This window comes from Streptococcus sanguinis, assembly GCF_050220005.1.
GTDB classification, from domain to species: Bacteria; Bacillota; Bacilli; order Lactobacillales; family Streptococcaceae; genus Streptococcus; species Streptococcus sanguinis_Z.
Genome location: NZ_CP071413.1, coordinates 2,304,308 through 2,324,230, shown reverse-complemented (window position 1 = coordinate 2,324,230; position 19,923 = coordinate 2,304,308). Strand labels below are relative to the sequence as shown.

At 43.7% G+C, this 19,923-nt stretch carries 20 protein-coding genes and 1 pseudogene; 15 read left to right on the top strand and 6 right to left on the bottom strand.

Annotated features, from left to right (window positions below; all coding sequences use genetic code 11):
* Positions 1-7 precede the first annotated feature (7 nt).
* The 11 genes from dnaB to J1C86_RS11400 all read left to right on the top strand — a co-directional run bounded on the left by dnaB (position 8) and on the right by J1C86_RS11400 (position 10,361).
* Positions 8-1,363 (top strand): replicative DNA helicase, encoded by a 1,356-nt coding sequence (gene dnaB / locus J1C86_RS11450; protein ID WP_002894241.1) that lies wholly within the window; start codon positions 8-10, stop codon positions 1,361-1,363.
* 2 nt (positions 1,364-1,365) lie between these two features.
* Positions 1,366-1,641 carry a Veg family protein gene (locus J1C86_RS11445; RefSeq protein WP_002894239.1) on the top strand — a complete coding sequence of 92 codons (276 nt, stop codon included), beginning with the start codon at positions 1,366-1,368 and terminating at the stop codon, positions 1,639-1,641.
* A gap of 96 nt (positions 1,642-1,737) precedes the next feature.
* The gene (locus J1C86_RS11440) at positions 1,738-2,361 is read left to right on the top strand and encodes an HAD family hydrolase (protein ID WP_032912352.1); all 624 of its coding nucleotides are present in this window, start codon (positions 1,738-1,740) and stop codon (positions 2,359-2,361) included.
* Between the two features lie 275 nt (positions 2,362-2,636).
* Complete coding sequence (locus tag J1C86_RS11435; RefSeq protein ID WP_002908332.1) at positions 2,637-3,416, top strand: ABC transporter permease; 780 nt, start codon at positions 2,637-2,639, stop codon at positions 3,414-3,416.
* Positions 3,417-3,460: 44 nt separating this feature from the next.
* Complete coding sequence (locus J1C86_RS11430) at positions 3,461-4,459, top strand: ABC transporter substrate-binding protein (protein ID WP_185755807.1); 999 nt, start codon at positions 3,461-3,463, stop codon at positions 4,457-4,459.
* Entirely contained in the window at positions 4,459-5,181 is a 723-nt protein-coding gene (locus tag J1C86_RS11425) for an ABC transporter ATP-binding protein (protein ID WP_125408031.1), read from the top strand. Before J1C86_RS11430 ends, J1C86_RS11425 begins: the two co-directional genes overlap by 1 nt.
* 262 nt (positions 5,182-5,443) lie before the next feature.
* A complete protein-coding gene (gene rpsD / locus J1C86_RS11420; RefSeq protein WP_002899562.1) occupies positions 5,444-6,055 on the top strand; it encodes a 30S ribosomal protein S4 in 612 nt (203 codons plus the stop codon).
* A gap of 199 nt (positions 6,056-6,254) precedes the next feature.
* Positions 6,255-7,286: an NAD-dependent epimerase/dehydratase family protein gene (locus J1C86_RS11415; protein ID WP_002908329.1), complete on the top strand. Its 1,032-nt coding sequence runs from the start codon at positions 6,255-6,257 to the stop codon at positions 7,284-7,286.
* Positions 7,261-8,088, top strand: coding sequence for an MBL fold metallo-hydrolase (locus J1C86_RS11410; protein WP_185757503.1), 828 nt, complete (start codon positions 7,261-7,263; stop codon positions 8,086-8,088). Before J1C86_RS11415 ends, J1C86_RS11410 begins: the two co-directional genes overlap by 26 nt.
* Positions 8,057-9,316, top strand: a complete 1,260-nt coding sequence (locus J1C86_RS11405; RefSeq protein ID WP_185757502.1) for a F390 synthetase-related protein — start codon at positions 8,057-8,059, stop codon at positions 9,314-9,316. Before J1C86_RS11410 ends, J1C86_RS11405 begins: the two co-directional genes overlap by 32 nt.
* A gap of 100 nt (positions 9,317-9,416) precedes the next feature.
* Positions 9,417-10,361, top strand: a complete 945-nt coding sequence (locus J1C86_RS11400) for a 3-oxoacyl-[acyl-carrier-protein] synthase III C-terminal domain-containing protein (protein WP_061591918.1) — start codon at positions 9,417-9,419, stop codon at positions 10,359-10,361.
* Between the two features lie 103 nt (positions 10,362-10,464).
* Here J1C86_RS11400 and J1C86_RS11395 read toward each other — a convergent pair whose 3' ends face one another.
* Both J1C86_RS11395 and J1C86_RS11390 read right to left on the bottom strand, forming a co-directional pair.
* Positions 10,465-10,995 (bottom strand): TetR/AcrR family transcriptional regulator, encoded by a 531-nt coding sequence (locus tag J1C86_RS11395; protein WP_125409010.1) that lies wholly within the window; start codon positions 10,993-10,995, stop codon positions 10,465-10,467.
* Between the two features lie 231 nt (positions 10,996-11,226).
* Positions 11,227-11,619 (bottom strand): DUF4947 domain-containing protein, encoded by a 393-nt coding sequence (locus tag J1C86_RS11390; RefSeq protein ID WP_260468041.1) that lies wholly within the window; start codon positions 11,617-11,619, stop codon positions 11,227-11,229.
* 241 nt (positions 11,620-11,860) lie between these two features.
* Between J1C86_RS11390 and J1C86_RS11385 the strand changes: the two genes are divergently transcribed.
* From J1C86_RS11385 to J1C86_RS11375, 3 genes and pseudogenes are all read left to right on the top strand, one after another.
* Positions 11,861-14,284 carry a YhgE/Pip domain-containing protein gene (locus J1C86_RS11385; protein WP_125408021.1) on the top strand — a complete coding sequence of 808 codons (2,424 nt, stop codon included), beginning with the start codon at positions 11,861-11,863 and terminating at the stop codon, positions 14,282-14,284.
* A gap of 189 nt (positions 14,285-14,473) precedes the next feature.
* Positions 14,474-15,128 (top strand): annotated as a pseudogene (locus J1C86_RS11380) (VTC domain-containing protein).
* Between the two features lie 19 nt (positions 15,129-15,147).
* The gene (locus tag J1C86_RS11375) at positions 15,148-16,407 is read left to right on the top strand and encodes a carbohydrate-binding domain-containing protein (protein ID WP_185757501.1); all 1,260 of its coding nucleotides are present in this window, start codon (positions 15,148-15,150) and stop codon (positions 16,405-16,407) included.
* Between the two features lie 79 nt (positions 16,408-16,486).
* Here J1C86_RS11375 and J1C86_RS11370 read toward each other — a convergent pair whose 3' ends face one another.
* From J1C86_RS11370 to J1C86_RS11355, 4 genes are all read right to left on the bottom strand, one after another.
* Positions 16,487-17,440 (bottom strand): S66 family peptidase, encoded by a 954-nt coding sequence (locus J1C86_RS11370; protein ID WP_125408017.1) that lies wholly within the window; start codon positions 17,438-17,440, stop codon positions 16,487-16,489.
* A gap of 145 nt (positions 17,441-17,585) precedes the next feature.
* Positions 17,586-18,626: a DUF4097 family beta strand repeat-containing protein gene (locus J1C86_RS11365; protein ID WP_002913904.1), complete on the bottom strand. Its 1,041-nt coding sequence runs from the start codon at positions 18,624-18,626 to the stop codon at positions 17,586-17,588.
* Positions 18,619-19,218, bottom strand: coding sequence for a DUF1700 domain-containing protein (locus J1C86_RS11360; RefSeq protein WP_125408015.1), 600 nt, complete (start codon positions 19,216-19,218; stop codon positions 18,619-18,621). The genes J1C86_RS11365 and J1C86_RS11360 overlap by 8 nt, the downstream gene beginning before the upstream one ends.
* Positions 19,193-19,531 carry a PadR family transcriptional regulator gene (locus tag J1C86_RS11355; RefSeq protein WP_002899377.1) on the bottom strand — a complete coding sequence of 113 codons (339 nt, stop codon included), beginning with the start codon at positions 19,529-19,531 and terminating at the stop codon, positions 19,193-19,195. Before J1C86_RS11355 ends, J1C86_RS11360 begins: the two co-directional genes overlap by 26 nt.
* 258 nt (positions 19,532-19,789) lie before the next feature.
* On the opposite strand from J1C86_RS11355, the gene J1C86_RS11350 reads away from it, so the two are divergent.
* Entirely contained in the window at positions 19,790-19,921 is a 132-nt protein-coding gene (locus J1C86_RS11350; protein WP_125408013.1) for a teichoic acid D-Ala incorporation-associated protein DltX, read from the top strand.
* The last annotated feature ends 2 nt before the right edge of the window (positions 19,922-19,923 follow it).

Genomic DNA, 19,923 nt, shown 5'->3' with positions numbered 1-19,923 from the left:
TTTACCGATGGCAGAGATTGATGAACTCCGAGCTCAGCCTCAGGATATTTTAGCGGAGCAGTCCGTTTTAGGAGCCATTTTCATTGATGAGAGCAAACTGGTCTTTGTTCGTGAGTATATCGAGCCTGCTGACTTCTTTAAGTATGCCAATCGCTTGATTTTCAAGGCTATGATTGACTTGGCTGACCGCGGCGATGCCATTGATGCAACGACTGTTCGCAATATTTTGGACAGCCAGGGTGACTTGCAGAATATCGGCGGTCTCAGCTATTTGGTGGAAGTGGTCAATTCTGTGCCAACCTCTGCCAATGCTGAATACTATGCTAAAATCGTTGCAGAAAAGGCCATTCTAAGGCGGCTGATTTCGCGTCTGACAGAGTCTATCAATCAAGCCTACGATGGCGACCGGCTGTCAGAGGAAATTATCGCCGGAGCTGAAAAAGCTCTGATTGATGTCAGTGAAACTGCTAACCGCAGTGGCTTTAAAAATATCCGTGATGTGCTGAACCTTAACTTTGGCAATCTGGAGGCTCGGTCTCTGCAGACATCAGATATCACCGGAATTGCGACTGGCTACCGTGAGCTGGACAAGATGACGACTGGTCTCCATGAGGAAGAATTAATCATTTTGGCGGCTCGGCCAGCGGTCGGAAAGACAGCCTTTGCCCTTAATATCGCTCAGAATATCGGAACCAAGCTGGATAAGACTGTAGCTATTTTCTCTCTGGAAATGGGGGCGGAAAGCTTGGTGGACCGGATGCTGGCTTCAGAAGGGGTGATTAATTCTCATTCCATTCGTACGGGGCAACTGACAGATGAAGAGTGGCAAAAATATACCATTGCGACAGCTAATCTGGCCAATGCTAGTATCTATATCGATGATACACCAGGGATTCGGATTACAGAGATTCGCTCGCGGGCTCGAAAGCTTGCCCAAGAAACGGGTAATTTAGGGCTAGTCTTGATTGACTATCTGCAGCTGATTACGGGAACTGGCCGTGAAAACCGCCAGCAAGAGGTTTCGGAAATTTCCCGGCAGTTGAAAATCTTAGCTAAGGAGCTCAAGGTTCCGGTCATTGCGCTGAGTCAGCTCTCGCGTGGCGTGGAACAGCGGCAGGATAAGCGACCAGTGCTGTCTGATATTCGGGAATCTGGTTCCATTGAGCAGGATGCGGATATCGTTGCCTTCCTTTACCGGGATGATTATTATGATCGAGCTGGTGAGGAGGAAGAAGGCATTCCCAACAACAAGGTTGAAGTTATTATCGAGAAAAACCGGAGTGGGGCGCGTGGTACAGTAGAGTTAATTTTCCAGAAAGAGTATAATAAATTCTCAAGTATTTCCAAAAGAGAGGACGAATAAAGATGAGTGATGCATTTACAGATGTGGCAAAAATGAAAAAAATCAAAGAAGATATCAAGGCGCATGAAGGACAAATCGTCGAGATGACGCTGGAAAACGGCCGTAAGCGCCAAAAAAGTAAGCAAGGCCGTCTGATTGAAGTTTATCCGTCTTTGTTTATCGTGGAATATTCCAATGAAGGCGGTCAGCCAGGAGAAATTTCCAATACCTATGTAGAGTCTTATACTTATTCTGACATTTTGACAGAAAAGAACCTCATCCGTTATTTTGATGAATAGAAAGGTCCAGTGGGCCTTTTTACTTATATGTGAAGCAATTCCTCAGTCAAATCGATGTATATAGAGGATGATAAGCAAAGAAAACAGGTGGTCATCATGATTAAAAATTTAGTTTTTGATTTGGGCAATGTTCTGATTGAATGGAATTCTAAGAAAATCCTGACATATTTTGAACCTGAGAAAGAGCGGCGGCAGGTCCTTAGACAGGCCATTTTTGAGTCAGGTGTCTGGCATAAGACAGACAAAGGAGAGCTGAGTTTGAAAGAAGCCTGTGAGGGAGTCCAGACTCAGCTAGATGCTTCCTATCATTCTGTCGTTAAGAATATCTTTTATCATTGGTATGAGGTTGTGCATGTTTACAGTAGTTTACAGGAAAGAATTCGGCTATGGGCTAATCAGGGCTATCGAATCTATATCTTGTCAACCACTTGTGAGATTTTTTATCATATTGAAAAAGCTGGTTTGTTGCCCATTTACTCACTGGTGTCGGGCTATATCCTTTCCTCAGAGGTCGGTGTCGTCAAGCCAGATGCAGAGATTTACCAAAAGCTGTTGAAGAAATATGGTCTGGATCCAGTAGAATCCGTCTTTATTGATGATATTCAGGCTAACTTAAATACGGCAGCTGAATTGGGCTTTGAAACCATTTTATCCACAAGCGAGACAGAGAATATCAGGGCTATGGAGGGTTTGTTGGCTGCGAAGGGGAAGTTTGGCTGATTGATGATCGTTTGCTTCACTTATAGTTGAAAAGGAGTGAGTCCAAGCTCAAACCTTGACATTTGCTGATGATTGCGCTATCATAGTCCTATATATGGGAGTCTGTGTACAGTCTGAGAGGAAGTGTAAGCTTCGACCGCACCTGATCTGGGTAATGCCAGCGTAGGAATCATACCGAAAATAGTGGTATTTGTGCGCCTTTTCCATATACGGAAAAGGCCTTTTCTTTTATCATCTTTATCAATGGTGATATCTTGAAGAATAGCAGCGCTAAAATGCAGGAAGGGAGGAAAATCGTTCTAATGAAAGTACTACAAAGGCTGATGCGGCAGCAAATCGGTCTCTTAGGTATGCTGGGTGTACTTGTCATCTGGCAGGTCATGGGCTGGCTCAAGCTCTTGCCCAAGTTTATCCTGCCGACACCTCTGGAAATCGGTCAGGCCTTTATCAGAGATGCTGGATTTCTAGCAAGTCATAGCTGGGCGACCTTAAAAGTAGCCTTGCTGGGTTTAGTCTTGGGTGTCATCTTGGCCTGTATACTAGCTATACTCATGGACAGCATGAGCTGGCTCAATGATTTAATTTATCCCATGATGGTCGTGGTGCAGACGATTCCGACCATTGCTTTGGCGCCAATCTTGGTTCTCTGGCTGGGTTATGGGATTTTGCCCAAGATTGTGCTCATTATTCTGACGACGACTTTTCCGATTATCGTCAGTATTCTGGATGGTTTTCGGCATTGTGACCGAGATACTATGACTCTCTTTGAGCTTATGCAGGCCAATCGCTGGCAGATTCTTTGGCATTTTAAGATTCCAGCTAGTTTGCCCTATTTCTATGCGGGCTTGCGTGTCAGTGTTTCCTATGCCTTTATCACGACTGTGGTTTCTGAATGGCTGGGCGGTTTCGAAGGCTTGGGTGTTTATATGATTCAGTCCAAGAAACTTTTCCAGTACGATACCATGTTTGCCATTATCATATTGGTTTCGGTCATCAGTCTTCTGGGGATGAAGCTGGTGGCTGTCAGTGAAAAATATGTTATTAAGTGGAAATAGGAGCTCAGCTCTGCTATTTTTCAAAGAAAGAAAAGAGGATAATGATGAAAAAAAGTTATAAAGTCTTGTTGGCAGGTTTGGCTGCCGTATCAATCATTGGCCTAGCGGCCTGCAGCCAGTCGAAATCTACGTCTGAAAGCAAGGATAAAAAGATTGATTTTATCCTAGACTGGTCACCTAACACCAACCATACCGGCCTTTATGTGGCTCAGGAAAAGGGCTACTTCAAGGAAGCAGGCGTGGATGTGGATATCAAGTTGCCGCCTGAAGATAGCAGTTCGGATCTGATTATCAACGGCAAGGCGCCTTTTGGTATTTACTTCCAGGACTCCATGGCTAAAAAACTGGATAAGGGCGCAGAAATTACAGCAGTGGCGGCCATTGTAGAGCATAATACTTCGGGCATTATTTCCAAGAAGTCTGCAGGGATTAATGGGCCTAAGGACCTGACTGGGAAGAAATATGGTACCTGGAATGATCCAGTGGAGTTGGGCATGCTCAAAACCTTGGTTGAAAGTCAAGGCGGTCAGTTTGATGAGGTAGAAAAGGTTCCTAACAACGATTCTAACTCAATTACGCCGATTGAAAATGGCTTGTTTGATGCAGCCTGGATTTATCATGGCTGGGACGGCATCATGGCTCAAACTCAGGGCATGGACACTAATTTCTTTTATATGAAGGACTATGTCAAGGAGTTTGACTATTATTCTCCAGTGATTATTGCTAATAATGACTATCTGAAGCAGAATCCGGACGAAGCGAAAAAGGTCCTGCAGGCTATCAAGAAGGGATATCAATATGCCATGGAGCACCCTGAAGAAGCGGCGGATATTTTAATCAAGCATGCGCCAGAGTTGAAAAATAAGCGTGACTTTGTCTTGGCTTCCCAAAAATATTTGTCCGAGCAATATGCATCGGATAAGGATAAGTGGGGTCAGTTTGAGGCTAGCCGCTGGAATGCCTTTTACAAATGGGCCAAGGATAAGGGTATCGTGGACAATGACTTGAGTGACAAGGGATTTAGCAACGATTATATAAAATAATGACAGAAATTAAACTTGAAAATATAAGCTATGCTTACGATGAACAGCAGATTTTGAAAGATATCAGCCTACAGGTAGAAGCAGGCCAGATTGTAGCGATTTTGGGGCCTAGTGGAGTCGGGAAAACGACCCTCTTTAATCTAATTGCTGGGATTTTGGAGGTCCAGTCGGGCAGGATTGTCCTAGATGGGCAGGAAAATCCCAAGGGCCGGGTGAGTTATATGCTGCAGAAGGACTTACTGCTGGAGCACAAGACGGTGTTGGGCAATGTCATCTTACCCCTGCTAATCCAAAAAGTATCCAAAAAGGAAGCGACGGAGCAGGCAACTCAGATTTTGAAGGAGTTCGGGCTCTTTGATGTGGCAGATAAGTATCCACATGAGCTGAGTGGGGGGATGCGGCAGCGTGTGGCTCTGCTGCGGACCTACATGTTCGGTCACAAGCTATTTCTTCTGGACGAGGCCTTTAGTGCTCTGGATGAGCTGACAAAGATGGAGCTACACACTTGGTATCTGGATATTCACCGTAGGCTGGGTCTGACGACTCTTCTCATTACTCATAGCATCGAGGAAGCTCTGGCTCTCAGTGACCGTATCTATGTTCTGAAAAATCGGCCTGGGCAAATCGTCGCAAATCTCCAGCTGACCTGGTCAGACAGCGAGGATAAGGAACTACAGAAGCTGCGATACAAGCAAGAGATTTTGAGGATTTTGGGAGTGTGAAGCAACTGTTGGAATTCCTTTGCTTTAAAGAAACAACTTTAATCAAGCCTTTTGGCTTGATTTTTTGGATGAGGCCCTTTACTTTTGACTGTATTCATGGTACAATAGCCTTTGTGTGAAATAGCAGCAGGAAAGCATGGAGCTCGTCAACAGAACATCAGCTATAAAAGTAGCCTTAGCTGTTTGGGCGAAAATGTTCTGCACGAATCAGGGCTTTCTAAGTGACTATTTCCTCGAAAATATTTTACAGGAGGACATTTTTATGTCACGTTATACAGGACCATCTTGGAAACAAGCTCGTCGTTTGGGTCTTTCTCTTACTGGTACAGGTAAAGAATTGGCTCGCCGTAACTATGTACCTGGTCAACATGGACCAAACAACCGCAGCAAATTGTCAGAATACGGTTTGCAATTGGCTGAAAAGCAAAAACTTCGTTTCACTTACGGTGTAGGTGAAAAACAATTCCGTAACTTGTTTGTTCAAGCTTCAAAAATCAAAGAAGGAATCCTTGGTTTCAACTTCATGCTTCTCTTGGAGCGTCGCTTGGATAACGTTGTTTACCGTCTTGGTCTTGCGACTACTCGTCGTCAAGCTCGTCAATTCGTAAACCACGGTCACATCCTTGTTGACGGCAAACGCGTTGATATCCCATCATACCGCGTAACTCCAGGTCAAGTAATCTCAGTTCGTGAGAAATCATTGAAAGTGCCTGCAATCCTTGAAGCTGTTGAAGCAACTCTTGGACGTCCAGCATTCGTATCATTCGATGCTGAAAAATTAGAAGGTTCATTGACTCGCCTTCCAGAGCGCGATGAAATCAACCCAGAAATCAACGAAGCACTTATCGTTGAATTCTACAACAAAATGCTTTAATTTGTATTTGTTCAGAAGTCGGTTTCCCGGCTTCTTTTTTATATTTTCAATGAAATAATAGAGCTAATTCCTACAAAAAAATGTCAATGGCTTGAGATAGCTGTATTTGGAAATTATCTGATTTCTTTCTGCTCCTATCCAATCAGGTGAGACACTCTGTAAAGATTTTTTCCAGCTTTTTTACGGAAGATTTGCTGAAATGGTGTATAATGGGGACAAGACAGAAACAGAAAATTGTATGAAAGGAGTAGCGATGAAGGTTCTAGTGACAGGAGCGACTGGCTTTCTAGGAAAGTATGTTGTTGAAGAGCTAGCTGAACAAGGCTATCAGGTGCGGTCTTTTGGTCGTAATCTGAAGGCTGGTCGGCAGTTAGAAGGTCCTTTAGTAGAGTTTTTTGCTGGAGATTTTACCAGAGAAGAAGAAATTTTTGCAGCCTGCGAAGGAGTGGATGCAGTGGTACATGCTGGTGCCCTCTCAACGATTTGGGGACCCTGGGAGCAGTTTTATCAGACCAATGTGGTAGGAACCAAACTGGTTATGGAAGCCTGCCGACATTTTGGAGTGAAAAGACTGGTCTATATTTCCTCACCTAGTGTTTATGCTGCGGCGCGTGATCAACTTGCTATTAAAGAAGAGGCTGCTCCTCAGGAAAATGAGCTGAATTTTTATATCAAAAGTAAGCTCATGGCTGAGCGGATTGTCCGAAGCTACCCTCAAGTTCCATCAGTTATCTTGCGCCCTAGAGGGCTTTTTGGTATTGGAGATACCAGTATCTTTCCTAGGATTCTGCGCTTGAGCCAAAAACTGGCGATTCCACTCATAAGAAATGGTCAGCAAATGATGGACATGACCTGTGTGGAAAATGTGGCCTTGGCTGTTCGTCTGGCTTTGGAAATTCCAGAAGCTCAAGGACAAGTTTACAACATTACCAACGGAGAATCCCGTAGTTTCAAGGATATGCTGGATGAAGCTTTGGAAGGTTTACAGGTTCGTAAACGTTATGTTAAGTTGCCTGCTGCTTTTCTAGGTCTTCTGGCACAGGGCTTTGAAAGCTTTTATCGCTTTTTTAACATTGAAAAAGAGCCTCCTCTGACTCTTTACACTTATTACTTAATGCGTTACAGTCAAACGCTGGATATATCAGCAGCAGTAAGAGATTTGGGCTATCAACCCAAGTTGACAATCAGTGAAGGGATTGCAAAATATGTCCAACATTATCGAAAAAATTGAGTATCTTCACCCTGGGCGCTGCAGCAGTCACTTGCAGCAGATGTTTAAGGGAGTTGCCAAGAAAAAAATGATTTTTCCAGCTGGTGTTTTCCTCTTGAAGCATCGTGAGAAAGGCTATATTCTCTACGACACTGGCTATTCTCCAGCTATTCTGAAGCCCAATTTTAAATACTGGCTTTATGGTCTGGGAACGCCTGTTGATATGTCAGAAGAGGAGCGTGTAGATCGTCTGCTTGAGCAAAAAGGAATTGCGCCAGAAGATATTTCTTATGTCATCTTGTCGCACTTGCATCCAGATCACATCGGCGGAGCCGCTTTCTTTCCCAAGGCTCGCTTCATTCTGACCAAGACCGTCTTCAAAACGTATCAACATGCCAAGCTTAAGGATTTGATTTTCAAGGAATTTCTTCCGCAGGATTTTGAGAGTCGGTTGGAAGTGGTGGAACCTCAGCAGGTCCAAGCAGCATTCCTCTATCGCAAGACAGTCGACTTGTTTGGGGATGGCAGTATATATCTGGCCTCAGTTGATGGCCATGCCGCTGGTCAAGCTTGTCTCTTTTTGCCAGATTATCATCTGTTTATCGGAGCTGATTTGTGCTGGGGCGTGGATCTGTTGCCGTACACGGAGCAGATGCGTTTCTTGCCGTCACTGATCCAAGATAGCAAGGAAGAATACATAGCCGGTGTGGCACTGCTTCGGCAGTTACTTGCTGTTGGCTATCAGGTGCTAGTCAGTCATGATCCGGCTGAGAGAGCGGAGCAGATTTTGTATGAAACTAGGAACATTTCTAAAAACCTTTAGCGTCATGCGCTGGGGGTATCGATTTAAGGATCGACAGGCATTGGAACGCTATCAAGTCAAGGCTTTAGCAGCTTATCGGGAATTTTTACAGCAGGAATCGCCTTATTTTAAATCAGGCATTCCAGCAGATTTTAAGATGAGTAAGGCCTTTATGATGGAGCATTTCAATGAGCTCAATACTCAGGGACTGGATCGAGATGAGTTGCTAGCCTTGGCACTGGAGAGCGAGAGGACACGTGATTTCAGTCCCATGATAGGAGAAATTGCTGTCGGCTTGTCTTCGGGGACATCCGGTCACCGAGGCTTGTTTTTCACCACTGAAAAGGAGCGCAGTATGTGGGCGGCAGCCATCTTGGGCAAGATGCTGCCTAAAGGCAAACTCTTTGGGCACAAAATTGCCTTCTTTCTTCGGGCAGATAACCAACTCTATCAGACTGTCAATTCAGGCTTGATTTCTCTGGAGTATTTTGATACTTTTCAGGGAGCCGAAGAGCATGTAGAGCGCTTGAATGCTTACCAGCCAACAATTTTGGTAGCGCCAGCGTCAATGCTCTTGGAGTTGGCTAAACAAGTCCAGGCTGGAAATTTACAGATTGCCCCTAGCAAAGTCGTATCAGTGGCAGAAATTTTGGAAGAGCCGGATCGGCAGAGGATTCAAGCAGGATTTGGTCTGAAAAAGGTGGACCAGGTCTACCAAGCGACCGAGGGCTTTCTAGCTTGCACTTGTGTCCATGGGAATCTTCATCTAAACGAAGATATTGTCCATGTAAATAAGTGCTACTTGGACGATAGACGCTTTTATCCAATAATTACGGATTTCAAGCGGACTTCTCAGCCAATTTTTCAATATGAGCTGAATGATATCTTGGTGGAAAATCCTGAACCTTGCCCCTGCGGTTCGGTCTTTACACGGATTGATAGGATTGAGGGGCGCTCGGATGATATTTTCATTTTTGAAAATGCCGCAGGTCAGTCGGTAGAGGTCTTTCCAGACTTTATCCGCCGTTGTCTGCTCTTAGTTGATGGGATTGGAGAATATCAAGTCGCTCAGAAAAAGGACTATTCGCTGACCATTGCTATTGAACATCGCAGTCAGCAGCGAGAAGACGAGATTGTCCAGCAGTTTCAGAACTTAGCGAATGCTAAAGACTTTCTTATGCCGGCTGTTTCTTTTGAAAATTATCAGCGGGACAGAAGCCGTAAGTTGAAACGTATCTATCGGGCTTAAGAATGCTCCAAGTGGAAAAACATATGAATCAGAGGCTGAAGCGCTTTGGCAGTTTACCCAACTGCCGAGCAGCCCCAAGTCTGACTAGAAGGAGTTTAATATGACAGCAGTAAAGAATCATATAAAGATAGTTGGTTACGGTACGCATCTACCTAGAAATACCGTGACTTTTAAGGATCAGACTCGATATCGGGTGGTGGAAAATGAAGAAACCCAGCTTTCTATGGCTGTTAAGGCGATTGAAAAAGCCCTGCAGCAAGCGGGCTTGACTATCAAAGACATCGATTGTATCGTGTCAGCCAGTGCAGTGGGCGTTCAGCCTATTCCTTGTACCGCTGCCCTGATTCATGAGTTGGTAGCTAAGGGGCTGTCCATTCCAGCCATGGATATCAATACGACCTGCACCAGTTTTATCTCTGCTTTGAGCCTCATGTCTCATTTGTTGGAGGCTGGTGAGTATCAAAGGATCCTCATCGTGTCCAGTGAGGTTGGTAGTTTAGGGCTTAATCCCAATCAGAAAGAAAGTTTTGAGTTGTTCAGTGATGGTGCGGCTGCTTTGATTTTTGAAGCAACAGAGGAAGAGAGAGGGGTCATCTCCAGCCTGCAGCGGACCTGGTCTGAAGGAGCTCACGATACAGAGATTCGCGGTGGATTGACATCATTTCAGCCTAAGGAGTATTCGGACGCTACCAAGACTCACTACATGTTTGACATGAATGGTAAGAAGATTCTCTTACTCTCTGCTAGAAAAATTCCAGAAATGTTTAAAGAATTTAAAGAAAAGAGTGGCCTCAGTCTATCTGACTTGGATTATATCATTCCGCATCAGGCGAGTCGTGCCCTGCCAATGGTCATGCGCAGCTTGGGTATTCCTGATGATAAATACCTCAATATTGTGCAAGACTATGGGAATATGGTATCAGTAGCAGTGCCCTTTTCTCTCTGCTATGCTCTGGAGCGTAATCTAGTCAAGGAAGGGGACACCATCGCTCTGATGGGAACAGCAGCTGGTATGACGGTCAATATGCTGGCTATGAAACTATAATATAAGAAAAATAGGGTGTACAGAACCAAAAGAGGTTTTGTACACTCTGTTTAATTTTTCAAAATATGAAAAGAGCTGGAACCCATTGGGTTCCAACAGCTTCTTACAGCATTTTCAAAAGAAATTCTGCTATTTGTTCAGGACTTTCTTTTTTTCCTCTGGCAATCCACATCTGGCAGACTCCGAAGAAGGCATTAGCGAGAAAGACCCGGCTGTATTCTTTTTCAAAATGATTGTAAATGCGATTGCTAAAGCGTTCCTGAAGGCTATCAGCTAGCATCATCTGCAGTTTATGGCGCAGGAAATTTTGAATTTCTTTCGTTCCGTTTTCCGTCAGAAGAGCAGCTAAAAGTGGCTCTAGCTGGAGGAACTGAAAGACCTCCGTAATCGCAGTTTGAATATCCTCCTGATTGTTATCAAAAATATACCCCAGTTGATAAAAGAGGTTTTGCTGATAACGTTCAATCATATCGTACTTGTCCTTGTAGTGAGTATAGAAACTACTACGGCTGATGCCAGCAGCTTGAGCTAGCTGGACAGTAGTGATATGGTCGAAGGACTGCTGATGCAGTAGTGTAACCATGGCTCTCTCAATAATAGCCTTGGTTTTTCGGCGTTTATTGCTTTCTAACATAAAATCTCCCTTTGAGGCTAAGCCTCAGTCTGCTCTTCAAACTAATAGCTATCATAGCAAACTACTTTTTCTTTTTCTCCATGTACTATTATATCAAATGTTTTTCAAGTGGAAAAGAGTTAAATTCTGAAAATAGGCATAGATAGGCAAAATTTTATTTTATTAGGCTTCTTAGACTGGTAAAATAATAAAGCCAAGACTTAAAATAAAGTCTCGCCTTCATTTTGAGCATTATTTAAAGTAGAGGTAGTCGGGGTCAGGAGTGACGTAAAGCAACTCACCCTCTTGCGAGAAGATAATAGAAATTTGCTCATTTTTATAAGAGTAAATTGTGTAGGTGTTTTGTAATCTTGATGCTTGAGCAATGTCAACTGCACCCGCTAAGAAAGCACGCGCTTGTTCTTTGCTTATTTTTTGCTCCTGAACCAGCCTCTTCAGATTTTCTAATTCTTTGTCTTGGAATGCCTCATATTCAGAAGCGAGATCAGTGCTTACTTTCTCTGGTTCTCCCAAAATACTTTTGACTTTTTCTTGGGTATATCCTTTAAATTCAGGAATTTGAGCTTCAAAGCCGCCAGATTCATAGGATTGGTAATAAACCTTGGCATTGCCAGTCGCATAAATCTTATCATTCTAATATAATACTGATTTTCTGTGTACCTACCTATGGGAAAATACCTTTTATTTACAGATTGTTCAGAGATTAAAGACAGTAGGGCTAACTTATTCCGCTTCTCTACAATCTTTTTAAACAAAATTAGACACGGTGTCCAATTTTTAAAGAATAAACTTGTAATAATTTTCGATTGGTGTATAATCAATTTTATCGAAATTTGGACACTGTGTATAATTTTAGGAGGTAGACATGTTAAGAGAATGGAAAGCTATTTTAAAAAAGCCGACTTTTATCATTGTGATGTTAGGAGTCTCTTTGATTCCTGCCTTGTATAATGTTATTTTCCTGAGCTCCATGTGGGATCCGTATGGAAAGGTATCGGACTTGCCAGTGGCGGTCGTCAATCAGGATAAAGCTGTAACTGCTAGTGGTAAGACTTTGTCTATAGGCGAGGATGTTGTTTCCAGCCTCAAGGAAAATAAAAATCTGGATTTTCACTTTGTCAGTAAAGAAGATGCTCAAAATGGTCTGGAAAAGGGTGATTACTACATGGTTGTGACGCTTCCAAGTGATTTATCTGAACGTGCAGCCAGTATTTTGACCGATAATCCTCAGCAAATGAAGATTGACTATCAAACGTCTAGCGGCCACAGTTTTATTGCTGGTAAGATGAGTGATTCAGCAATGGCTTCTTTGAAGCAGACGGTGGCGCAAAATGTGACGGATACTTATACAAGCGCTTTATTTAAGAATATGGGAGATCTAAAGACTGGCTTGGTGAAGGCATCTGATGGTGCTCAGCAATTAGCATCTGGCAGCCAACAACTAGGTTCAGGCAGTCAGACAATTGCAGATAACTTAAGAACTCTGAATCAAGCTACGAGCAAATTATCGTCCGGTGCAGCTCAATTTAATACAGGACTACAGACTTATACTGGGAGTGTTGCACAAGTATCGTCTGGACTGGGTAGTTTGTCAAATGGGATAAACACTTATGCTAATGGTGTAAGTACTGTGGCCGCAGGTGCAAATCAGCTGTCGGGTCGATCAGCAGACTTATTGGGTGGAGTCCAACAGCTTACTCAGTCAGGAGATGGAGTTCAGGCCTTATCGACAGGTGTGACAAATCTGAATACTGGCTTGGCTACATTAAAGTCCTCGGTAGATACAACCTTAGCTAACAACCAGCAAAATGTGAATGATTTGGAAACTGGTTTGACACAGTTGAATGCTAGTATTCAAGCTGCAGCAAGTGACTCAGCTGTTTCGACAGACAGCATTGAGGCTTCACTGACTAGCATAGCAGCATCCGCTCAGGCCATTATCAATAATAATCAAGACGCCAAGGCTGCAGCTTTAGCAAGTGTCCAAGGGACCAGTGCTTATCAAGGCCTTTCTAGTGAGGCTAAGGCTGAGATTGATGCAGCAGTCGGTGCTAGTCAAGCGGGAAGTGATCAATCTGCTCAGGCAATTTTATCAGAAGTTGATACAATGAGGACTTCTCTTGAAACGATAAAAGGCGCTAGTCAAACAAAACTTAGTCAGTTAGAAGGTGCATCAAATCAAGTTCTGCCACAGGCAGCTAACATGATTAATAGCCTTTATAATGGCTTATCAACGGTGAGTACTGGCCTCGGTTCAGCAAGCGGAGGAGCCAATCAACTAGTCGCAGGTGTAGACACCCTAAATGAGAAACTAGCGACTGGCGCGACACAATTGGAACAAGGGGTGACAAGTTATACCAATGCAGTCGGTCAGCTATCTGAGGGGACATCAACTTTGGCAAGTAAGAATCCTGATTTGCTAGCAAATACAACAAAATTAGCAAACGGGGCAGCCCAATTAACAGACAAATCTCCAGAATTGACCTCTAGTTTCGGGAAATTAGCAGATGGAACCAATCAATTAGCGAGTGGCACAGAGAAGCTGACTGATGGCAGCAGTGCTTTAACAGATAATCTCTCTAAACTTACTGTGGGGACGAGCGATTTGTCCAATGGACTCGCGGATGCAGGCGATAAATTGTCGGCTGTTTCAACCAAGGAAGACAATGCAAAAACTCTGGCAGATCCTCTGACACTGAGCAAGACAGATGAGAATAAGGTAGAAAAAAACGGCATTGGGATGGCGCCTTATATGATTTCAGTAGCTTTATTTGTGGCAGCTATTTCAACTAATATCATCTTTAGTACACTTCCATCGGGTCAAGAACCTAGGACGAAACGAGATTGGCTGAAGGCCCGTATAGAGGTAAATGGAGTCATTTCTGTCGTAGCGGGTGTTTTGGTCTATGGTGCTGTGCACTTGATAGGCCTATCTGCTAACCATGAGTGGGCAACCCTTGGTTTGATTGTCCTAGCCAGCATGACCTTTATGGCTCTTGTGACGGCTTTGGTTACTTGGGATAGCAAGCTCGGCGCCTTTGCTTCTCTGATTCTTTTGCTTTTACAGCTGGCTTCTAGTGCAGGAACCTATCCATTGGAGCTGACTAGTAAGATTTTCCAAGTTATCAATCCTTGGTTGCCAATGAGCTATTCTGTATCGGGCTTACGTCAAACGATTTCCATGAATGGTCAAATTGGTAGTCAGGTACTCTTCCTTGCTTTTGTTTTAGTTCTTTTCATGGCACTTGGTACTCTGGTCTATCGAACAGATAAAAAACAGCTAGCTTAGGGTTCTTAAACTTATGAATCTGTAAAAATGTAGATGAAAAGTCTATCTGTAATTCTTTTAGTTTTTATCTCATCAACATCTCCTGAAAAGGGAGATGTTTTGTTTTCTTTAAGTTTTCTTTATCTTTCTTTTAAGTTTTCATCTTTAAAATTGCATTACATTCAAGAAAGATAGAGAGGTGAGAAGCCCATGGCAGAAAAAATTTTTCAACATCATTTTCAGCGCTTTGAAACCAAATACATCATTTCCAAGGAAACCTTGCTGGATTTATTGCTAGAGTTTGAAGGCTATCTGGTGGAGGATGAGCGAGCTTATTCGACCATTAACAATCTCTACTATGATACGCCATCTTATCAGCTTATTCGTGAGTCCTTGGAAAATCCTTGCTTTGACGAGAAAGTTCGCTTGCGAACCTATCAAGAGCATCCGACCGAGGATAGTCAAGTCTTTTTGGAAATTAAGAAAAAGACAGAGAATCTGGTCACCAAACGCCGGCTTGCAGCAGATAGATAAGGAAATGGCCTGGCTGACCCAGCATTTTGGCAACATTCAGCCCATGATGTATATCGGCTACAATCGTTATGCGATGAAGGGGATTGAGGACGAGCGAATTCGGATTACCTTTGATCACGAGCTGACCTACCGTCCTTATGATCTGAGTCTCTTGGCCGGTCGCCATGGAGATCATCTCCTGCCAGCCAATCACGTTATCATGGAAGTTAAGGTTCCAGAAGCTTGTCCGCTATGGTTGAGCGAGATCATGGATCGCTACCAGCTGTCTCCAAGATCTTTCTCCAAATATGGCTTTGCCTATAAAAAAGCAAACTGTATCAGCAGTAAATAAAATAGATAGGAAAAGAAAAATGAAACAATCAAAATCAACTCTTAAAAAAATTAAATTGATGATTCCACTGGTCTTGATGACAGCAGTGCTAGGAGCATGCAGCTCAAACGCCAGCAGTTTTACAACTTCAAGCACTACCCAGGCTGCTAACGCTACAAGCACCAGTCAGACTAAGACCAATCCTTCTGATTACTTTGCCTCAGAGGATTCGGACGCTTCTTATGATGAGTCCAAGGCGACAACCATCAGCCTGAGTGGATCTAGTGCTAAGACCTCTGGTGACGGAGCTAGTGTCTCCGGCTCGACTGTTACAATCTCAAAGGCTGGAACTTATGTCGTTTCCGGAACGAGTGAAAATGTGCAGATTGTTGTCAAAGCAGGTGATAGCGACAAGGTCCAAATCGTCCTAAATGGTGTAACCATGAGCGGGACAGACGCAGCTATTCTAGTAGAAAATGCGGGTAAAACAAGCCTAACTCTGGCTGACGGCAGCCAAAACACAATCTCAGATTCATCAAATCACAGTAATACGGATGCAGATGCAGCTATCTATAGTAACTCCGACCTGACTCTCAAGGGATCTGGAAGTCTGACAGTTGACGGCAAGTATGAAACAGCGATTAAGTCTGAGCAGACCTTGCGGGTAACAGGTGGAAATTATACACTCAAGGCAGCTAAGAATGGTCTGTCTGCAGCTTCAGCCATTAATATCAAGGACGCTACTATTGATATCACAGCGACAGAAGATGCCATCCATGCAGACAATGATGAAGATACTTCTCTGGGGAATCTCTATATCCAGTCCGGCACCATCACGATTAGTGCTGGTGATGATGGTCTACACGCTAGCAATATCGCTTTGATTGATGGTGGGACGATTACAGTTTCCAAGAGTGTAGAAGCTCTGGAGGGAACCAATGTCACCATTAACGGCGGTAAGCTGGACCTTTATGCGACAGATGATGGTATCAATGCAGCTAGTGATGTAACCGGAGCTGATATCTTTATCAAGATTACTGGTGGCGATATCAAGGTCGAGGTCGGTGAAGGTGATACAGACGCTATCGACTCCAACGGCGATGTCATTATGTCAGGAGGAAATTTAGACATTACTTCTACGGTATCTGCCTTTGACTTTGATGGAACGGCTACCTATACTGGCGGTACCATCACGGTCAATGGTGAAAGCCGAACAGAAATCACAGCAGACGGACCTGGCGCTGGTGGACCTGGTGGCGGCGGTGCCCCAGGCGGAAAAGGTGGTTTTGGTGGACGATAAGAAAGCCAGCAAGATAACAATGAAATAGTGTCTAATGAAAAAGAAGAATCCTCATTCCAGCTGGAATGAGGATTTCTTGCTATTCATCAATTCTGATAGATAATTTCTCCGTATCCACGGTCACTTGAGCACCGATGGTAATGGTAAAAAGTGGCTGAGTATGGGCAAAGTCCAAGTCATAGAGGACGGGAATCGTCTTTAGAATTGGATGTTTGTCCAAGATATAAAGGAGCAACTCCTCTGTCATCTGGCATTCTTTTGGAAAGCGGCCGATGAGCAGGGCCTGCGGGTTAGGATAGGCCTGAAGGAGGGCAGCTAGATTGCGGTCAAACTCCACATAATCATCTTCCTCCGCCTCTTCAACAAAGAGGACATAGTTTTCATCTGTTGGGGCATAGGGGGTGCCACGTAGGAGTGAGAAAGTGGAAAGATTGCCGCCGATAACAGTGGCTTGGGCTTTACCATGGTTGTAGACTTTCCACTCTGTCTTATGAAAGGTCAGTGGGGCATCGGGCAGATACCAAGCATTGTCGCCCCATTTTTCACTAGGAGTCAATTCATAAGAAGTCTGGCTGATGGCCTTGAGCCAGCTCTCGGTCTGATATTCCTGCAGGGCTTCCATCTTAAAGCTGGAGTAGGAAGGTCCCATGTAGGTTTTCATTCCGGTCTTGCTATAGATAGCGTTGAGCAAGGCTGTTGTGTCTGAGTAGCCGCAGAAAATCTTAGGATTTCTAGCAATCAACTCAAAGTCCAGATAGGGCAGGAGTTCATTGCAGTTGAAACCGCCGATAGTGGCCAGAATAGCATCAACGGAGTCATCCGAAAAGGCAGCATGGATGTCTGCCACCCGGCTTTCGATGGCGGCAGAGCCTAGAATATCATTTTCCAGATAATGCTCCGAAAAAGACACGATAAAACCCAGCTTTTCCAAGCGCTCCTTGGCGGCTAGATTGGCCTCAAAGCCACCGATGTGTTCGATTGATGCCGAAGGGCTGACGACCCGAATGTGCATACCAGGTGCGAGTTTTTTCATAGGGACCTCCTTATGATAAATTTTTATAGAATATCATAGCACAAAGGCCAAGACCTGTAAAGCAATCTTAGGGCATTGCGGGAATTTTTATCAAAAAAAGGGAGCCGCTGAAGACTCCCTAATTGTATATATTCTTTTCTATGATTTATTCGCTGAGCTTAATGCTACCGCTTTCGACGCTGGCAGTAAGTGTAGTTGTCGGATTTTCGACTTTACGGATGGCAGAGCCGCCAAGTTCATGGCCTTTGGAGTGCTCTACACTTATACTACTAGGGATGTCAATTTCACCTAGATCCGTTTTCAGATCAAAGGATAGCTGCGACAAACTGCCAGAAACCAGATGCAGATTAATATCGCCCAGTTGGTTAGTGATAGAGATTGTACCAGCTAATTCCAACTGTTCAGAGTTCAGTGAGCCGCTTGAGATTTTCAGAGTGCTGTCGGAGATTTTGCTCGAGTTTAGATTGACCTCTCCCAGAGAGTTTGATATTTCGCCAGATGCGAACTGGCTGTTGCTCAGAGTGATGGTACCCGAAGAATCAATGATTTTTCCAGAGCTAATCTGACTGTTATTGATGGTAATCTCTCCCAGAGAGTTCTTAAATTTACCAGATGCGAATTGGCCATCATTCACAGTCAACGAGCCCTGAGATAGAGAGAAGTCAGCATTTTTGGCTGATAGATTGGACAGCGTAACATCTCCTAATGACGAACTGCCGCTGAATGTCTCAAGCTTGGTCCCCTTGGGCAGGGAAAGCTCCACAGTACGCTTCTCCTGAGATTCTTGGTCAAATAAGCTGAGTAAGGAGCGGATGCCAGTGCTTATGTGGAAGGAGTCTGCACCATCTTCCTTGATGTTTAAGTTTCCATTTTCAGAACTTGTTGTTATTTTTCCAAGCATGCTGCCGCCAATCTGATAGTTGCCGTCTCTTTGGTAATAGGTCAAGTGAGCCTTGTCATCAGGAGATTCGCTGATGACGAGGTTTCTAGCTGCTAAGTTGATATTTAGGGAAGAAAGATCAGAGAAACTTTCTTCTTTTTTCGTTAGTTTTACCTTGCTTTTGGTAGAATTGACCAAGTCATTGACACCGCCTGTAATGGAGCCGATAGTTGTCAGGGCTCCACCAAAGAGGCAGGCTAAAATAGCTGCAGATAAAAGAGGTTTTTTCAATTTGATGTTAGCCATGACGTGTTCCTTTCTTTGCGAAAAGTTGAGCTAGTTTGACAAAGCCAGCCTTGCCAAACTGAGTAACAGGAGAAATGCCTGCGTAGAAGATGCCAGACAGTCCCAGAGCTAGAACACTGAGCCCCAGAGTGAACAGGAAGGCCGGGATAGATGTCGTCAGTCCCACTGTCAAAGTGTCCCAGATCAGGCTGATACCAAAGATAAAGAAGGCAAAGGCACCTATAGCCATGACGAGAGCAAAGATAAAGACTAAGAGGAAGAAAACAAAAGTCAAAAGGGCTGCTACTATAAAGAGCGGAATAGCCAAGGGTGCTGCCAAAATGGATAGGATAGCAATCTGGACGATGTTCTTAGTGTTTTTTGATGAACTGCTGTCTTGATTATCTTCCTCGACTTTTTTGTCCAAAAGATTCAACATAATCTCGTGGGCCGCTTCCTTAGGGCTGCCCAAATCAGCAATAGCGGCTGCCTCGCCCTCTGGGCCTACCTCGTCGAAGTACTCAGTGAAGTAATCCATAGTTTCCTCATAGTCCTTGCGTGGCAGTTTTTTTAGATATTTTTCTAGCTCAGCTAGATACTCGGTTCTTGTCATGACGGATGCTCCCTTCTATGATACCGCTGATGGTCATGGTATAAGTTTGCCACTCTTCTTTGAGAGTGAGTAGATGTTCATGCCCGTAGGCAGTGAGTGAATAGTATTTTCGTTTTCGTCCTTGGTACTCCTGCGAATAAGTCGTGAGGCAGTCATTTTGCTCCAGCTTCTTCAGAATAGGGTAAAGTGTTGATTCTTTGATATTGGCAATCAGCTTGATTGTCTGGCTGATTTCATAACCGTAGGAATCGTCTTTTTCAAGGATGGCTAAGATGAGAAACTCAATCAAAGCCGATGATGTGGGGAAAGACATAGGACCACCTCCTTGTGTAAAATATTTATATATAATCTTTCTATATATAGTCTACAACCTCTTAGTGAAAAAGTCAAGCAAAATATATAAAATTTTTATATATTTTTTGAAAAAGTCTTTTAATGGCTGTTTATAAGGCACATCAAAGTACCTTTCTTCCTTACAAGAACTTTACATCTTCCTTAGCTTTTGTGTTGAAAACATCTTCCATAAAATGGTAAAATGGTGTAAGTCTAACTAAAAATATAAGAGAGATCAATGAAAAAACATCAAACCCTATATAAGTTTTTGGGCCAAACCCTACTATATTTTGTTATCTTTCTGGCCTTGCTTTATTTCTTTAGCTATCTGGGTCAGGGTCAGGGTAGCTTTATCTATAATGAATTTTAATG

Excerpts from the sequence above, each read along its gene's own strand:
- dnaB (WP_002894241.1), top strand. The coding sequence starts at position 8 with ATGGCAGAGATTGATGAACTCCGAGCTCAGCCTCAGGATATTTTAGCG.
- J1C86_RS11445 (WP_002894239.1), top strand. The coding sequence starts at position 1,366 with ATGAGTGATGCATTTACAGATGTGGCAAAAATGAAAAAAATCAAAGAA.
- J1C86_RS11440 (WP_032912352.1), top strand. The coding sequence starts at position 1,738 with ATGATTAAAAATTTAGTTTTTGATTTGGGCAATGTTCTGATTGAATGG.
- J1C86_RS11435 (WP_002908332.1), top strand. The coding sequence starts at position 2,637 with ATGCAGGAAGGGAGGAAAATCGTTCTAATGAAAGTACTACAAAGGCTG.
- J1C86_RS11430 (WP_185755807.1), top strand. The coding sequence starts at position 3,461 with ATGAAAAAAAGTTATAAAGTCTTGTTGGCAGGTTTGGCTGCCGTATCA.
- J1C86_RS11425 (WP_125408031.1), top strand. The coding sequence starts at position 4,459 with ATGACAGAAATTAAACTTGAAAATATAAGCTATGCTTACGATGAACAG.
- rpsD (WP_002899562.1), top strand. The coding sequence starts at position 5,444 with ATGTCACGTTATACAGGACCATCTTGGAAACAAGCTCGTCGTTTGGGT.
- J1C86_RS11415 (WP_002908329.1), top strand. The coding sequence starts at position 6,255 with ATGGTGTATAATGGGGACAAGACAGAAACAGAAAATTGTATGAAAGGA.
- J1C86_RS11410 (WP_185757503.1), top strand. The coding sequence starts at position 7,261 with ATGTCCAACATTATCGAAAAAATTGAGTATCTTCACCCTGGGCGCTGC.
- J1C86_RS11405 (WP_185757502.1), top strand. The coding sequence starts at position 8,057 with ATGAAACTAGGAACATTTCTAAAAACCTTTAGCGTCATGCGCTGGGGG.
- J1C86_RS11400 (WP_061591918.1), top strand. The coding sequence starts at position 9,417 with ATGACAGCAGTAAAGAATCATATAAAGATAGTTGGTTACGGTACGCAT.
- J1C86_RS11395 (WP_125409010.1), bottom strand. The coding sequence starts at position 10,995 with ATGTTAGAAAGCAATAAACGCCGAAAAACCAAGGCTATTATTGAGAGA.
- J1C86_RS11385 (WP_125408021.1), top strand. The coding sequence starts at position 11,861 with ATGTTAAGAGAATGGAAAGCTATTTTAAAAAAGCCGACTTTTATCATT.
- J1C86_RS11375 (WP_185757501.1), top strand. The coding sequence starts at position 15,148 with ATGAAACAATCAAAATCAACTCTTAAAAAAATTAAATTGATGATTCCA.
- J1C86_RS11370 (WP_125408017.1), bottom strand. The coding sequence starts at position 17,440 with ATGAAAAAACTCGCACCTGGTATGCACATTCGGGTCGTCAGCCCTTCG.
- J1C86_RS11365 (WP_002913904.1), bottom strand. The coding sequence starts at position 18,626 with ATGGCTAACATCAAATTGAAAAAACCTCTTTTATCTGCAGCTATTTTA.
- J1C86_RS11360 (WP_125408015.1), bottom strand. The coding sequence starts at position 19,218 with ATGACAAGAACCGAGTATCTAGCTGAGCTAGAAAAATATCTAAAAAAA.
- J1C86_RS11355 (WP_002899377.1), bottom strand. The coding sequence starts at position 19,531 with ATGTCTTTCCCCACATCATCGGCTTTGATTGAGTTTCTCATCTTAGCC.
- J1C86_RS11350 (WP_125408013.1), top strand. The coding sequence starts at position 19,790 with ATGAAAAAACATCAAACCCTATATAAGTTTTTGGGCCAAACCCTACTA.